Source organism: Pseudomonas sp. GW458-11-26-14-LB4 (genome assembly GCF_059423925.1).
In genome coordinates this window covers 64158-77378 of the sequence record NZ_JBWKYU010000023.1, presented here as the reverse complement: position 1 = coordinate 77378, position 13221 = coordinate 64158, and the positions used below count along the sequence as shown (strand labels likewise).

At 62.2% G+C, this 13221-nt stretch carries 11 protein-coding genes; 4 read left to right on the top strand and 7 right to left on the bottom strand.

What is annotated here, in order from left to right; all coding sequences use genetic code 11:
* Nucleotides 1–52: 52 nt before the first annotated feature.
* Nucleotides 53–1453 (top strand): dihydrolipoyl dehydrogenase, encoded by a 1401-nt coding sequence (gene lpdA / locus AC07XZ_RS25020; protein WP_085747982.1) that lies wholly within the window; start codon nucleotides 53–55, stop codon nucleotides 1451–1453.
* Between the two features lie 37 nt (nucleotides 1454–1490).
* Here lpdA and AC07XZ_RS25015 read toward each other — a convergent pair whose 3' ends face one another.
* Nucleotides 1491–1964, bottom strand: a complete 474-nt coding sequence (locus AC07XZ_RS25015) for an Lrp/AsnC family transcriptional regulator (protein WP_085747983.1) — start codon at nucleotides 1962–1964, stop codon at nucleotides 1491–1493.
* Nucleotides 1965–2108: 144 nt separating this feature from the next.
* On the opposite strand from AC07XZ_RS25015, the gene AC07XZ_RS25010 reads away from it, so the two are divergent.
* Nucleotides 2109–2738 carry a LysE family translocator gene (locus AC07XZ_RS25010; protein WP_085747984.1) on the top strand — a complete coding sequence of 210 codons (630 nt, stop codon included), beginning with the start codon at nucleotides 2109–2111 and terminating at the stop codon, nucleotides 2736–2738.
* Here the strand turns inward: AC07XZ_RS25010 and AC07XZ_RS25005 are convergent.
* Genes AC07XZ_RS25005 through AC07XZ_RS24980 form a run of 6 tightly spaced genes read right to left on the bottom strand, consistent with a single transcriptional unit; the run spans nucleotide 2735 to nucleotide 10910 of the window.
* Nucleotides 2735–4873: a tetratricopeptide repeat protein gene (locus tag AC07XZ_RS25005; RefSeq protein ID WP_102687928.1), complete on the bottom strand. Its 2139-nt coding sequence runs from the start codon at nucleotides 4871–4873 to the stop codon at nucleotides 2735–2737. The two genes, AC07XZ_RS25010 and AC07XZ_RS25005, sit on opposite strands and share 4 nt — an antisense overlap.
* Entirely contained in the window at nucleotides 4860–6053 is a 1194-nt protein-coding gene (locus AC07XZ_RS25000; protein WP_102687927.1) for a DUF3142 domain-containing protein, read from the bottom strand. The genes AC07XZ_RS25005 and AC07XZ_RS25000 overlap by 14 nt, the downstream gene beginning before the upstream one ends.
* 48 nt (nucleotides 6054–6101) lie before the next feature.
* A complete protein-coding gene (locus tag AC07XZ_RS24995) occupies nucleotides 6102–6920 on the bottom strand; it encodes a class I SAM-dependent methyltransferase (protein ID WP_102687926.1) in 819 nt (272 codons plus the stop codon).
* Entirely contained in the window at nucleotides 6914–8068 is a 1155-nt protein-coding gene (locus AC07XZ_RS24990) for an acyltransferase family protein (RefSeq protein WP_102687925.1), read from the bottom strand. Before AC07XZ_RS24990 ends, AC07XZ_RS24995 begins: the two co-directional genes overlap by 7 nt.
* The gene (locus AC07XZ_RS24985) at nucleotides 8065–9369 is read right to left on the bottom strand and encodes a glycosyltransferase (protein WP_102687924.1); all 1305 of its coding nucleotides are present in this window, start codon (nucleotides 9367–9369) and stop codon (nucleotides 8065–8067) included. The genes AC07XZ_RS24990 and AC07XZ_RS24985 overlap by 4 nt, the downstream gene beginning before the upstream one ends.
* Nucleotides 9363–10910, bottom strand: coding sequence for a glycosyltransferase (locus AC07XZ_RS24980; RefSeq protein ID WP_256590579.1), 1548 nt, complete (start codon nucleotides 10908–10910; stop codon nucleotides 9363–9365). Before AC07XZ_RS24980 ends, AC07XZ_RS24985 begins: the two co-directional genes overlap by 7 nt.
* A gap of 427 nt (nucleotides 10911–11337) precedes the next feature.
* On the opposite strand from AC07XZ_RS24980, the gene AC07XZ_RS24975 reads away from it, so the two are divergent.
* Both AC07XZ_RS24975 and gmd read left to right on the top strand, forming a co-directional pair.
* Nucleotides 11338–12252: a GDP-mannose 4,6-dehydratase gene (locus AC07XZ_RS24975; protein WP_102687922.1), complete on the top strand. Its 915-nt coding sequence runs from the start codon at nucleotides 11338–11340 to the stop codon at nucleotides 12250–12252.
* The gene (gene gmd / locus AC07XZ_RS24970) at nucleotides 12249–13220 is read left to right on the top strand and encodes a GDP-mannose 4,6-dehydratase (protein ID WP_007954189.1); all 972 of its coding nucleotides are present in this window, start codon (nucleotides 12249–12251) and stop codon (nucleotides 13218–13220) included. The genes AC07XZ_RS24975 and gmd overlap by 4 nt, the downstream gene beginning before the upstream one ends.
* Nucleotide 13221 lies beyond the last annotated feature (1 nt).

Here is a 13221-nt window from a genome sequence, read left to right as displayed (position 1 = left end):
TTTAGCACGAACTACTTTTACTGATCCGCATCCTTCAGCCAGGAGCAAGAGCATGAGCAACTATGACGTGGTGATTCTGGGCGGTGGCCCCGGCGGTTATAACGCAGCGATCCGCGCCGGCCAACTGGGTCTCAAGGCCGCGTGTGTCGAAGGCCGCGCCACGCTGGGTGGCACCTGCCTGAACGTCGGCTGCATGCCGTCCAAGGCGCTTTTGCATGCGTCCGAGCTCTACGAAGCGGCCCTGGGAGCGGAGTTCGCCAACCTCGGCATCGAGGTCAAACCCACGCTCAACCTTGCGCAAATGATGAAGCAGAAAGACGAAAGCGTGAGCGGCCTGACCAAAGGCATCGAGTTCCTGTTTCGCAAAAACAAGGTCGACTGGATCAAGGGCTGGGGCCACATCGACGGCCCTGGAAAAGTCAGCGTGACTGGCGATCAGGGCAGCCGGATCGAACTGACTGCCAAGGACATCGTCATCGCCACCGGCTCCGAGCCCACTCCCCTGCCCGGCGTGGAAATAGACAATAAGCGCATCCTCGACTCGACCGGTGCGCTGTCCTTGAGCGAAGTACCCAAGCATCTTGTTGTGATCGGCGCAGGCGTAATTGGCCTCGAACTCGGCTCGGTCTGGCGCCGGCTCGGCGCGCAGGTGACGGTGGTGGAATACCTCGACCGCATCTGCCCCGGCGTCGACGGCGAAGCCGGTAAGACTCTGCAACGCTCGCTGAGCAAACAGGGGATCAGCTTCAAGCTGAGCTCGAAAGTGACCAGTGCCACTTCTTCGGCCACTGGCGTACAGCTCAGCGTCGAACCCGCCGCTGGCGGCAGCGCGGAAATCCTTGAAGCCGACTACGTGCTGGTGGCCATCGGGCGTCGTCCGTACACCCAGGGCCTGGGCCTGGAAAACGTCGGCCTGAGCACCGACAAACGCGGCATGCTCGCCAACAAACAGCATCGCACCGAAGCACCCGGCGTGTGGGTAATTGGTGACGTGACGTCCGGGCCGATGCTCGCGCACAAGGCCGAAGACGAAGCCATGGCCTGCATCGAACAGATCGTCGGCAAGGCCGGCGAGGTCAATTACGACCTGATTCCCAACGTGATCTACACCCGGCCAGAGCTGGCCAGCGTCGGCAAGACCGAAGAGCAGCTGAAAGCCGAAGGCCGGGCGTACAAGGTCGGCAAATTCCCGTTCACCGCCAACAGCCGGGCGAAGATCAATCACGAGACCGAAGGTTTTGCCAAAGTCATCGCTGACGAGCGCACCGACGAAGTCCTCGGTGTGCACCTGGTCGGCCCGAGCGTCAGCGAAATGATCGGCGAATTCTGCGTGGCCATGGAGTTCAGCGCCTCGGCCGAGGACATCGCGCTGACCTGTCACCCGCATCCAACCCGCTCCGAAGCGCTTCGTCAGGCAGCAATGAATGTCGAGGGGATGGCGACGCAGATGTAAGCACTGTGCGAATACTTCCCGCGCAATGCGGGAAGTATCAGGACGGCAGATGCCCCAGCGGCAACACGCCGGGCGTCTTTACCGTGTGGATCGCAAAATTGCTGCGGATGTCGCTTACCCCCGGCAGCTTCAACAGGCAACCGGTGAGAAAGCGGTCATAGGCGCGTAGATCCGGCACCACCACTTGCAGCAGAAAGTCCGACTCCCCGGACACCAGAAACGCTGAAATCACCTCCGGCAACGCCGTCACCGCCCGGTGGAACGCCTCGGCTTGTTCGTCGTTGTGCCGCTCGACCTTGACCCCGACAAACACCGTCAGACCCAACCCCACTTCATCGCGATCCAGATTGGCCTGATAACCGCGAATCACCCCAGCCTCTTCGAGCATCCGCACCCGGCGCAGACACGGCGATGCCGACAGACCGATCTCGTCGGCCAACTGCACATTGCTCAAGCGCCCGTCCCTTTGCAGCGCGGCGAGAATCTTGCGGTCGAAGGCGTCCAGTTTCATGGTTGGCAGATCCTGATGGTTTGAGCGGTGAAAGAGCGCAGGTTATGCCAATTCAGAGGCCTTTAGAAGCTGACTACGCAACCACCTGCCCTGCCCTTCGGCCCTAGACTGAGGCGACCGAATCGACAACGAAAGGGGTGCGACATGGCGAGTCTCTGGCTGTTTTTCCTGGCGCTGGCAGTGGTCTTTCTGTTGCCCGGCCCGGACATGATCCTGCTGCTGCAGACCGGCGCTCGCCAGGGGCGCGGTGCAGCGCTGGCCACGGCGGTGGGTCTGGCCATCGCCCGAGGCTGTCATGTAGCGCTCGCGGCGTTGGGGCTGGCGGCGCTGTTCAAGGCGGCGCCGTGGACGTTCGATGCCGTGCGGATCGCCGGGGCGGCGTACTTGCTGTGGATCGGCATTCAGTGCCTGCGCACCACGCTGCTGCCGGATCTGAACGCCGGCACCATCACGGACAGTCATGCGCAGTGCTACGCCGCCATCCGTCGCGGCCTGTTGACCAACCTGCTCAACCCGAAAGCGTTGCTGTTCTGCTCGGTGTTGCTGCCGCAGTTCATCGTGGCAAATGGCGCACCGGTGCTGACGCAGTTTGCGCTGCTCGGCGCGATGCTGGTGGGCGCCGGCCTGCTGTTCGACAGCGCCTACGCCCTGACCGGCGCCGCGCTGGGCCGCTGGCTGAAACACAGCCCGACGGCCCAACGGGTGCAACAGTGGCTGTTCGGCAGCCTGTTGATCGGCTTTGCGGTGCGCCTGACCTTCGTCCAGCAGGCTTAGGTTTTGCGGGCCTTGCGTTGGCGGCGGGTAATGATCACCAGCGCAATCACGGTTAACCCGACAATGGTTCCGATCTGCACCGCACGCTTGTAGGGTCGCAACACTCCGCGTACAGCATCGACAACCTGGGTGACGTAGCGTTTGTCTGCGTTGGCGAAATCCGGAGAAGGGCATTGCTGACCGAAATAGCCGCCCCAGCCCATGTACGGACCTTCTTTCACATATCGCTGATACAGCGCGCTTTGCTCTTGCAGGCTGCTATTGAAACCGGCTGCCGAGCACAACACAGCGGCGAACGCCTGACTGGTGTGCGGCAAGTTATCCGCCGCACGGCTGGCCAGCGCTGTGGCAACAAACCGATAGTGATAGCGCTCATCCGGCTGCGCTTCACTGGCCTTCTGGCGCTGCACTTCAGCCTCGCTCACCAAAGGCCCAACTTTCAGTTCGGTGGTTTCCAGGCTGTAGTTGCCGCCGAAGGTCGCGTAATCCGGGGCCATTTCGTAGCCCAGGATGTCCATGCCCCACTCACGGGCTGTCCACGCAGCATTGAACAGTGCGCTGGCACGTTTGGTCGGCCACCATGCCGAATCGGCTTTGAGGCGTTGCTCACCATAGAGCCGCGCCTTGTTCTGCAGATCCGCGCTGTCGAAATAGCCAACCGCTTCTTCGTAGTGCCCCTCACGCAACAAACGTCGCCCCAGCAGATTACGCAGACTGGCGGCCACCGGCAGCGGCACGTAATTGTCACGATCCTGCTGGCTCAGCGCGGGCGGTGCCGGGACATTGGTATCGACATAGTTTTTCAATTCTTCGACCGTCAGCACTCGCTCGGCCACGGTCGCCGCGTCGAACCAGTAAATGGTCTGGCTGCGATACAACTGGTCGAAGGCCTGCAGGTACTCGCCACGTTGCAACGCCAGAATCGCGCTTTCACCCTCGACCCGGCACTTGGGCTGCACGCTTTCGAGATTCCAGTCGGCAGTGCGCCGCTCGCCCCAGGATTCGTCCTGCGGGAACGCTCGCGCGGCTTTCGCATAAGCCGCAGCCGCCGCGTTCCTGTCGCCATCGCGCACCGCCAGTTTCGCTCGCAGCCACCACGCCAGACCGCTGTCGCCAGCGTGTTCGAGGAACGCCTTGGCGCTGGCGTAATCGCCCTGTTGATAATTCATCGCCGCCAGACGATCAGCGTTATCGGGGCTGCCGCGGGTGCTCGCTTGCAGGGCCTTGACCAGCTTCTTCTCGTTCGGCGGCTCATCACCGAACGACCAGCCGATCCGGCTGATCAGCGAGGCGGTCACCAGTTGCTGCACCGCTTCGCCGCGCAGCAATTTCGCCAGCCGGTCTTCGGGCTCCTCGGCCAGTTCGTTCATCAACTGCTTCAGAGAGGTGTAACCGACGTTCGAGCCGTGCAGGTTCTGCGCGGCATAGAGTTCGATGGCCTTGTCCCAACTGCCCGCCGTGCGCAGCGCTCGCGCCTCTTCGCCAAGGCTGGCCACGCCCAGTTCCAGCGGATCACTGAAACCGTCGATGCTCAGCTGCCGCGTCTGGCGGAAAGCTTCAATTGCGTTTTCCAACGCTTCAAGCGCGTCGCCCGCTTCGCTGCTCATGGCAAAGAACGCCCGGCCCAGCGAATAAGCGGCCCAGGTGCTGCGCAACGCCCGCTGATCGGCCGGCAACGCCAGCAACTGGTGGAAATACTCGACAGCCAATTGATGGTCACCGGCACCGAACGCCACGGCGCCCGCCACATACAGGCGCAGTTCCGCTGGCAGGCTCGCGCCCTGCACCTCGACCTGACGCGCGTCGGTCAGGCTGCGCAGTTGTTTGACCAGCGCTTGCTGTTCAGGCGTCAGGCCGATCTGCTCGGCCTTGTCGCGCACCTCGGCGGGTTCTGGGGCGTCGGCGTAGATGTCATCCGGATTGTGGGTGGCGGCGGTGACGTTCTTCAGCCCGGCAATGGTTTTGCCGAGGCGACTGATCTCGAACCTGAAGTTGCCCTCCGGCAGCTCCGCCAGCGATTGCCCGCGATCGTCGAGCAGACGCATCGGGAAATCCGGTCCGCAGGCCAGCGCCGAGCCCAGCGGCAGGCTGAGGCTCAGGCAAAGCAGATGGCGCGGCCAGTTACGGGTCAACATGCGAACCTCCTTGATCAATATTTGCGCAGCGTGCCCAACCGATCGCACGCTGCCCGTTCGCCGGCAATCGGCCGTCGCGCAGGCGGGTGAAGGTAAGCAGATCCGCCGTCTGTTGCAACGCATAACCGGCGAGCGCATCGGCACCTTCGCAGCCCCGGGCCTTGAGGGTGATGCGGGCGGGCCAGGCGCTGTCGAGGTTACCGACGTTACGCAGGGCGATGTCTTGCAGGCCGTTCTGTTCGGTGAACGTCAGTCCGAGCTGGCTGCTCAATGCATCGCCTCGGGCGACCGCACGTAGCGTGCTCAGGCTCCAGGCTCTGCGGTCGTTGGCCAACGGCAGGCGAAACCAGATCAGACCGGCCAGATGCGCCGGGCGATCCTCGCGTAACTCATTGGCCAGCCGGCCCAGTTGTTGCGGATCGGCGAGCAATTCGCGTCGCTGGCCACCGCGCTCGAGCGGCACTTCGCTTTCCACCACCGGGGCGCCGTCGGCAGCCGCCAACAACGCCACGCCATAGGCCGGCAATGCCAGATAAAACGGTTTGTCGGTCACCCGCCCCCAGGCCTTGGCCCAGCGCTGGGTCAGCTCGGGATCGAACAGACCGCGACGCGGATCGCTGACGGCATGCACCTGCAACACGCTGCTGTCGACGGTCGCCAGCAGCGCCGGCAATTGCGGGCTGTCGAGCCAGGCGGGCAACGCGGTGATGCTCAGGGGCAGATTGGCCGGCAATGCGCCGCGCAACTGAGTGAGAAATTCAGTGTAAGCAGGCAGTCGGGCATTGCCGGCGTCATGATCGATCTCGACGCCGCTCAGGTTCAGCCCCTGGCCTTGCCAGTCAGCGAGCACTTGAAGGATTTGCGCCGTGACCGCTTGCGTATCGAGCGCCTTGAGCTGGCCGTCGAGGCGAATCACCGCAATCAACGGCCGCGCATCGTGTTTCAGCAGCGCGAAATCGACGCGTGCGAGACTCCAGCCGTCATTCGGGAAAGCCTGCAACGCCAATACCCGCAACGTCGAAAAGTCGTTGCGACTGTCGTTCAAGGCACGTTCATGGGCTGGCGTCCATTGCCGTTGCCAGACGTAAAGCTGCTGATCGAGCGGCACCGCGTCCTGTCGTTCACAAGCACACAGCAACAACACAGCCACCAGGGCCAACCACCCGATGATAAAGCGCATACCTTGCAGATCCCTGAGACATCAAGCTGCAAGGTTACACAAAAGCGTTCAGGGCTTGCGGGCAATGATTACCTGACTCTTGGCCACCACCGCATCCAGCGCCTGCTTGATCTGCGCGCCGCGCGGCGAGTCGAGCACCGCTTGCCAGGTCTCGGCCCAATGGTTTAGCAACGGGTGATCCGGGTTGCTGAAATCGACCTTGGCCTCCCAGAACAGCAACATCCACATCGACCAGTAAAAGCCGTACTGGCTATGGCTGATGATCTCGAGTCCCGCCTCGCTGACCATCGCCTTGAACTGCTCTTCACTGATGATGCGAATGTGGTTGGGCTTCTGGAAATACTCCGGCGCGGCGATATCTTTCTGCAGGTCTTCGGAGCTCGGATGCGGCACGCTCAACAGGTACAGCGCGCCCGACTGACCGACGCGCACCAGCTCGGCAAGGAACTGCGCCGGGTCGTCGACGTGCTCGATGACTTCGGTGGACACCACACGAGTGGCGGTGCCATCGGCGATCGGCAGCGGATTGCAGTCGGTGACATGGCATTCGACCCCACGCGCCGGGGTATCGCTCAGGCGCTGGCGGGTCGCCTCGACCTTGGCGCCGTCGATGTCGGCAATGATGATCTTCGCCCCGCGCATGCCGCAGAAATGCACGTTGCCACCGTCGCCGCAGCCAACGTCCAGCAAGGTGTCATCGGCGGTCACCGGGAAGCCTTTGAACAGCTCACCGGTTTCCTGGTTGAACCAGCCGCTGAGCATCGCGTCGTGCAGGCCGAGCATGTACGAATCGACCTTCCCGGCAGCTGGCTGCTCGGGCATCAGTGCAGGCGTCGACGCCGTGAGTTTCTTCAAAAGGCTCAGCATGAGGTGGCTCCAGAGGATGGGACGGCGATTCGCGATGTACCGAGGCGCCGCACCAGGGCAGCGCCTCGATTGCGCATCGGCATTTCGATGAGACGGTAATTGAGCTCGCTGAGCAGCACGATCAGACCGAACGCCAGCAACAGCGTGATGATCGGGTGACCGGCAGGGCTGGACATTCCCGCCTCCTGCAAGCGGAAGATCAGCTCACGCACCAGTTGGTAAGCCGGAATGTGGATGAGGTAGATCCCGTAGGAACGGCTGCCGACCCATGCCATCAACTGTTGCAGCCTGCCGGCAGGCAGCAGGTAATCGCGGTTGTACGAAGCGATCCACACCAGCAGCGCACCGAGCACGGCAATCGAGCCGATGCGGTAAGAAACAAAGGTGAAACGGTCGGTGGCCATGTAGCTCAGCAGCAGCGCCAGCACGATCAGCGCGCCCACTCCGGCCCACGGGCGGCGCAGGAAAGTCGGCTCCCACCGGCGATAGCCCGGCTGCATGCTCCACATCGCCAGCAACACACCCAGGGCCAGCGCATCGGTACGGATGACCATCAGTATCGGCGTGCGCAGGGTGAACAATTGCACCGCAACCAGTGCCAGCAGCGCCCAGACCAGATGCTTGCGGCACACCAGAATCAGCAGCGGGAACAGCAGATAGAACTGCTCCTCCAGCGCCAGGCTCCAATACACGAAACTGCTGCCGTACTCGTAATGAAAGAAACTGTCGGCAAAACGGAAGTTAGCGTACTGCAACACGCCCGCCAGCGTCGCCTGCAGGTTGGCGTGCAGCGTACCGAACGCTCCGGAGCGATTGAGAAACAGGCACGCCAGCAACATCAGCGCCAGCCACAGCCACGCCGACGGCAGCAGACGAAAGACCCGGCGCAACCAGAAGTTGCGCGTCTGCTCCCAGTATTCCTGACGGGTCGTGCAACCTCGCAACGCCGGGATCAGGCTGCGGGCTATGACGAATCCGGAGATCGCGAAAAACAGATCGACGCCCCACCACGGCTGCGCCCAGGCGTGGATTTTTTCCAGCAGGGGTACCGGGTCGGTGAACAGGCTGCCCTGCAAATGATGAAACAGCACACCGAGCACCGCGATCGCCCGCAGCACTTCGATGTCCAGGATTCGTTTGTCACTCATGCCTGGGGCACCTCGGTGCCCGCGGATGCCTGATGCTCGAACAGTTGCGCGAGAAAAACCTGCAACCGCTGCTCCGCCACTGCCTGACTGCAGAAACCCTGCAGACTGCTGACGGCCCGGGCCGCCATGTGTGCGTAACGCTGCGGATCGTGTTTCGCCACTTCGTAGCTGTCGCGGTAGGCCACGCAGACCGACGCCCAGTTGGTCATGTAGCGCAGGGTACGGAAAGCCCTGCGCGGATCGTGAGGCCAGGCGGTAAGTTCATCGGAGGACTCGACCAGGAATGCGTTCTCGGCACTCAGGTAATCGATCATCGCCGTGGTCCGCGGCGCCACGGCCGGCTTGCCGCAGGACATGAATTCCATCAACGGCAGGCACTGGCCCTCACCGTAAGAAGTATTCACCACGTAACGCGTGGCCTGTACCAGACGCTCGTAGTCCGCGTCCGCGAGGTAGCCATAAATCAGCACGATGCGACAGCGATAGGACTGGTTCTTATACAGGTGATGAAGAATGTCGCTGAGCGCTTCCTCGGCATCGTGGTGCGTGAGCTTGAGTACCAGCGTCGCGTCTTCGATGTCGCGAAACGTCACGCAGAATGCGCTCAGCATGTCTTCCCAGTTCTTGCGGCCGTCACCGGGATTGAACACCGACGTGTAGACGACCCCGTCCAGCAACAACTCTTGCTCGCACACCGGTGCCTGGAAATCGATGCCCTCACCACGGCGCAAATGTTCCGGGCCGAAGGCGTCGAGGTCGAGCTGGCGACTGTCGGCGACCAGTCCCTTGATCGTCAGTCGCACCGGTCCGGTCGGAGACTGACCCTGAAGCTGCGCGCCTCGGGCTGCGAAGCGATCCCATACCGGCGCCGGGACCGCGACAATCGGGTAATCGGCGCCCATGGCCTCGCGCACGGCATTGACCGTGTAACCGGAATGGGTGATCGCCGCACCGCAGGCCCGGAGCACCGTGCGCCAGTCGTTGCGCGGCTCGTTGTCGAAGGGTTCGTTGGGGATGGTGCTGAATTCCCAGGCGAATACCGGCAGTGTCGGGCACGCGAGGTGGATCGGCGTGCGGTGCGGCGGCGAGAACGACAGAAACACGCAGGGCTCGCCACGGGCCAGGCATTCCAGATACAACGCATCGACTTCGCGAGCCGGATCAACGACTTCCACCACACGCCCAAGGCGTTCGAGCACCGGCCGGTACTCCTTGAGTACGAAGTAGTAGCTGTACTCCGAACGGCCGAGGTTTTGCGCGATGGTGTGCTGGTTGGTTTCCGAATGAATGATGATCAGCATGAGGCGTTGTCCGTCACAGGGGCGGCATCGGCGGCCAGTGGCTCGAGGCCGAAAAAGTCCGCCATGCGCCGTTGCACCGGGGCGAACGCGCAATACTCGTGCATGCGTTCGACAGCGGCGGCAGACATGCGCGCGTACTCCTGCGGCTGCGCCCTGGCCATCCGGTAGCTGTTCTCATAGGCGCTTTTGAGCGAAGCCCAGTCCGGCCGATAGCGCAGCGTGCGATAAATTATCCGGGTGTCCTGGGGCCAGATCGTCAGTTCTTCGCTGGACCGGACGACGAAGGCCACCGTGTCGTCGATATAGTCTTCCATGGCCGTATGGTCCGGGGCGATCACCGGTTTGCCGCTGGACATGAACTCCATCAGCGGAAGGCACAGGCCTTCGCAGCGTGAGGCGTTTACGTAAAAACTCGCAGCCTGGTAGAGCCGCGCGTATTGCGCGTCGTCCAGGTAACCGTGCATCACCAGCACCCGGCAGGCGAACGGTGTCAGTTGCGCGAGCAGGGTCATCAGTTCGCTGTAGTAGGACGCCAGATCGTTCTGGGTAATCTTCAGTACCAGCGTCGCGTCAGGCGTTTCGCGAAAGGCCCAGCAAAACGCGGTGATCAGGTGGTGCCAGTTCTTGCGGCCGTCTTTGGGGTTGAACACGGTGACGTAGATCACGCCTTCCACCGCGGTCTCGACCACCGAGGAGGTGTCCGGCAAATCCAGCGGGGGTGGCTCGACCACCGCCACCGCATGCGGAGCGGCGATGGCCGGGAAACGTTTTTCAAGCCAGGCGTGTGCGCTGTCCGACAGCAGATCCTGCACACCTTCCCAGTACCAGTGGTGCAGGAATTTCACCCGTTCTTCACCCGCGCCCAGCCTCCACAGACGCAGATAGTGACGGGCAATGACCAGGCGTCGTTTGACCGTCAGCGGTGGCGGGCGCAGTGCCTCGATTTCAGCCAGTTGTTCGGCGGTCAGCGGTTTGGGCAGCAAATCATCGGCAGACAGTCCCAGCGTGCGGCTGTCGAAAATGCAGCCCTTGATCGCCAGGGTCGCGCCTGGATTGATCGGCGCACTGACGTGCTGCTCACGAATGGCGGCGAAGTTTTCCCACAAGGGCGTCGGCAGCACGAGTACCGGAAAGTCCTCGCCCATGGCGCGGCGAATCGCGCGGGCGGTGTGGCTCGACAGCGTGATGACCCGTCCCTGTCGTGCGAGCATCTGCGTCCAGTCGTGGCGCGGATCATCGTTCCACGACTCGTCCGGGATCGAATCGAACTCCCATGCGATCACGCAGATCGTCGGGCATTCAAGATCGCTCGGGGTATTTTGCGGCGGAGTAAAAGACAGAAACACGCTGGACTCGCCGGCAGCAAGCAGCCGTCGATAGAGCGGATCGACCTCGGCGGTGGTGGACACCACATGCACCTGCCCGAGGCTTTCAAGCACCGGGCGATAGGCCTTGAGCACGAAGTAATAGCTGTATTCGGGACGCCCGAGACTCTGGCTGATGGAGCGGTCGTTGACGTCCGAGTAGAGAATGAAATTCATGGCATCCCACGGTGAAACCGCCATCCCGGCAACTTCACGCTATGACGGCCTGGCCATTGGATCGAGTCGGCAGGGCCGATGCTCGTCCAGTGTTCCGGGACACGTCTTCGTTCTTGTTTTAGTGGTCAGATTCACCCGGTTGCACACCCACTCCGGCAGCGTTCGGGGAACCGTGACGAGGGGCATTCTAAACACATCCGTTGAAGGTTCGGGAACCGCCCGACGAGAAAAACGCGACTACGCTGACGAGAACTGACCGGTCACGGTTTGGCCGGTTGAAATTGCTGCGCAATTGGCACAGATTGGCAGCCAAACAACTACAACAATGACTTCACCTGCCGTTCTGCCCGGTTTTACCAGGGGGCTGACAGACATTCCCTTAAAGCCTGTGGGAAGAGGTGAAAGTTAAAGACCAAGGGGTCGCTGTTTGAATAAAAGTCTGTTCATCACGGGCCTCAGTGGGTTCGTAGGACAACACATCCAGTCACGTCTGCAAGGGGAAGACGCGTCGTGGCAGCTGCTGCCTGCCGCCTCGGCCTACGACCTGACAAAACCGGACAGCCTTATCGATCTGTGGCCGCAGCTGCCCGATGCGATCATTCACCTGGCTGGACAAACCTTCGTCCCCGAAGCTTTCCGCGACCCGGCACGTACTCTCGACATCAACCTGCTCGGCACTCTGAACCTGTTGCAGGCCCTCAAGGCCCGCGGCTTCAAGGGCACGTTCCTGTATGTCAGCTCGGGCGACGTCTATGGCCAGGTCGAAGAACCCGCGCTGCCGATCACCGAACAACAACCACCCTGCCCGCGCAATCCCTATGCAGTCAGCAAGCTGTCGGCGGAGTTCCTCAGCCTGCAATGGGGGCTGAGCGAAGGTTGGCCGGTACTGGTCGCGCGTCCGTTCAACCACATCGGCACCGGGCAGAAAGACAGTTTTGTCATCGCCAGCGCCGCGCGGCAGATCAACCGTATCAAGCAAGGCCTGCAGGCGCCGCAACTGGAAGTCGGTGACATTGATGTCACCCGCGATTTCCTCGACGTCGGCGATGTGGTCTCGGCCTATTTCGCGCTGCTGGAAAAAGGCACGCCGGGGCAGGTGTACAACATTTGCTCAGGCCATGAGCAAAGCATCCGCAGCCTCATCGAACAGATGGGCGACCTGGCCCAGGTCAAGCTGCAACTGGTTCAGGATCCGGCACGTATGCGCCGCGCGGATCAGCGTCGCGTCTGCGGCAGCCACCGACGGCTGGCCCGGATCACAGGATGGACGCCGCAAATCACTACACAACAATCCCTGCGGGCGATCCTGTCCGACTGGGAGACGCGAGTACGACAAGAATGACAAAAAGTGCATTGATCACAGGGATCACCGGCCAGGATGGCGCGTATCTGGCCAGACTGTTGCTCGACAAGGGTTACAAGGTTCACGGCCTCGTGGCACGGCGCAGCAGCGACTCGCGCTGGCGTCTGCGCGAGATGGGCGTTGAAGCCGACATCGTTTACCTGGACGGCGACATGGCCGACGCCTGCTCGGTGCAGCGCGCGGTGATCAAGTCGGCGCCGGACGAGGTGTATAACCTGGCGGCCCAGAGCTTCGTTGCCGCCTCCTGGGACCAACCGGTAACCACCGGCATCGTCGACGGCCTGGGCGTGACTCACTTGCTCGAAGCGATCCGTCAGTTCAGCCCGCACACGCGTTTCTATCAGGCGTCCACCAGCGAAATGTTCGGTCTGATCCAGGCCGAGCAACAGGACGAGAACACCCCGTTCTACCCGCGCAGCCCGTACGGCGTGGCCAAACTCTATGGCCACTGGATCACCGTCAACTACCGCGAAAGCTTCAACCTGCACGCCAGCAGCGGCATTTTGTTCAATCATGAATCGCCCCTGCGCGGTATCGAGTTCGTCACCCGCAAGGTCACCGACGCTGCGGCCCGGATCAAGCAGGGCAAACAGCAGGAGCTGGCCCTAGGCAACATCGATGCCAAGCGCGACTGGGGCTTCGCCGGTGACTACGTCGAGGCCATGTGGCTGATGCTGCAACAGGACAAGCCCGACGATTTCGTGGTCGCCACCGGCGTCACCACCACCGTGCGCGAGATGTGCCGCATCGCCTTCGATCACGTCGGCCTCAACTATCGGGATTACGTGAAGATCGACCCGGCGTTTTTCCGCCCTGCGGAAGTCGAAGTGCTGCTCGGCAATCCGGCCAAGGCCCAGCGCGTGCTGGGCTGGAAACCGAAAACCGACCTCGACACCCTGATCCGCATGATGATGGATGCGGACATGAAACGCGTCGCCAAGGAGTAGG

Coding starts and splice junctions, on each gene's coding strand:
- AC07XZ_RS25005 (WP_102687928.1), bottom strand. CDS start 4,873: ATGTTGACCCGTAACTGGCCGCGCCATCTGCTTTGCCTGAGCCTCAGC.
- gmd (WP_007954189.1), top strand. CDS start 12,249: ATGACAAAAAGTGCATTGATCACAGGGATCACCGGCCAGGATGGCGCG.
- AC07XZ_RS25015 (WP_085747983.1), bottom strand. CDS start 1,964: ATGAAACTGGACGCCTTCGACCGCAAGATTCTCGCCGCGCTGCAAAGG.
- AC07XZ_RS25010 (WP_085747984.1), top strand. CDS start 2,109: ATGGCGAGTCTCTGGCTGTTTTTCCTGGCGCTGGCAGTGGTCTTTCTG.
- AC07XZ_RS24980 (WP_256590579.1), bottom strand. CDS start 10,910: ATGAATTTCATTCTCTACTCGGACGTCAACGACCGCTCCATCAGCCAG.
- AC07XZ_RS25000 (WP_102687927.1), bottom strand. CDS start 6,053: ATGCGCTTTATCATCGGGTGGTTGGCCCTGGTGGCTGTGTTGTTGCTG.
- AC07XZ_RS24995 (WP_102687926.1), bottom strand. CDS start 6,920: ATGCTGAGCCTTTTGAAGAAACTCACGGCGTCGACGCCTGCACTGATG.
- AC07XZ_RS24990 (WP_102687925.1), bottom strand. CDS start 8,068: ATGAGTGACAAACGAATCCTGGACATCGAAGTGCTGCGGGCGATCGCG.
- AC07XZ_RS24985 (WP_102687924.1), bottom strand. CDS start 9,369: ATGCTGATCATCATTCATTCGGAAACCAACCAGCACACCATCGCGCAA.
- lpdA (WP_085747982.1), top strand. CDS start 53: ATGAGCAACTATGACGTGGTGATTCTGGGCGGTGGCCCCGGCGGTTAT.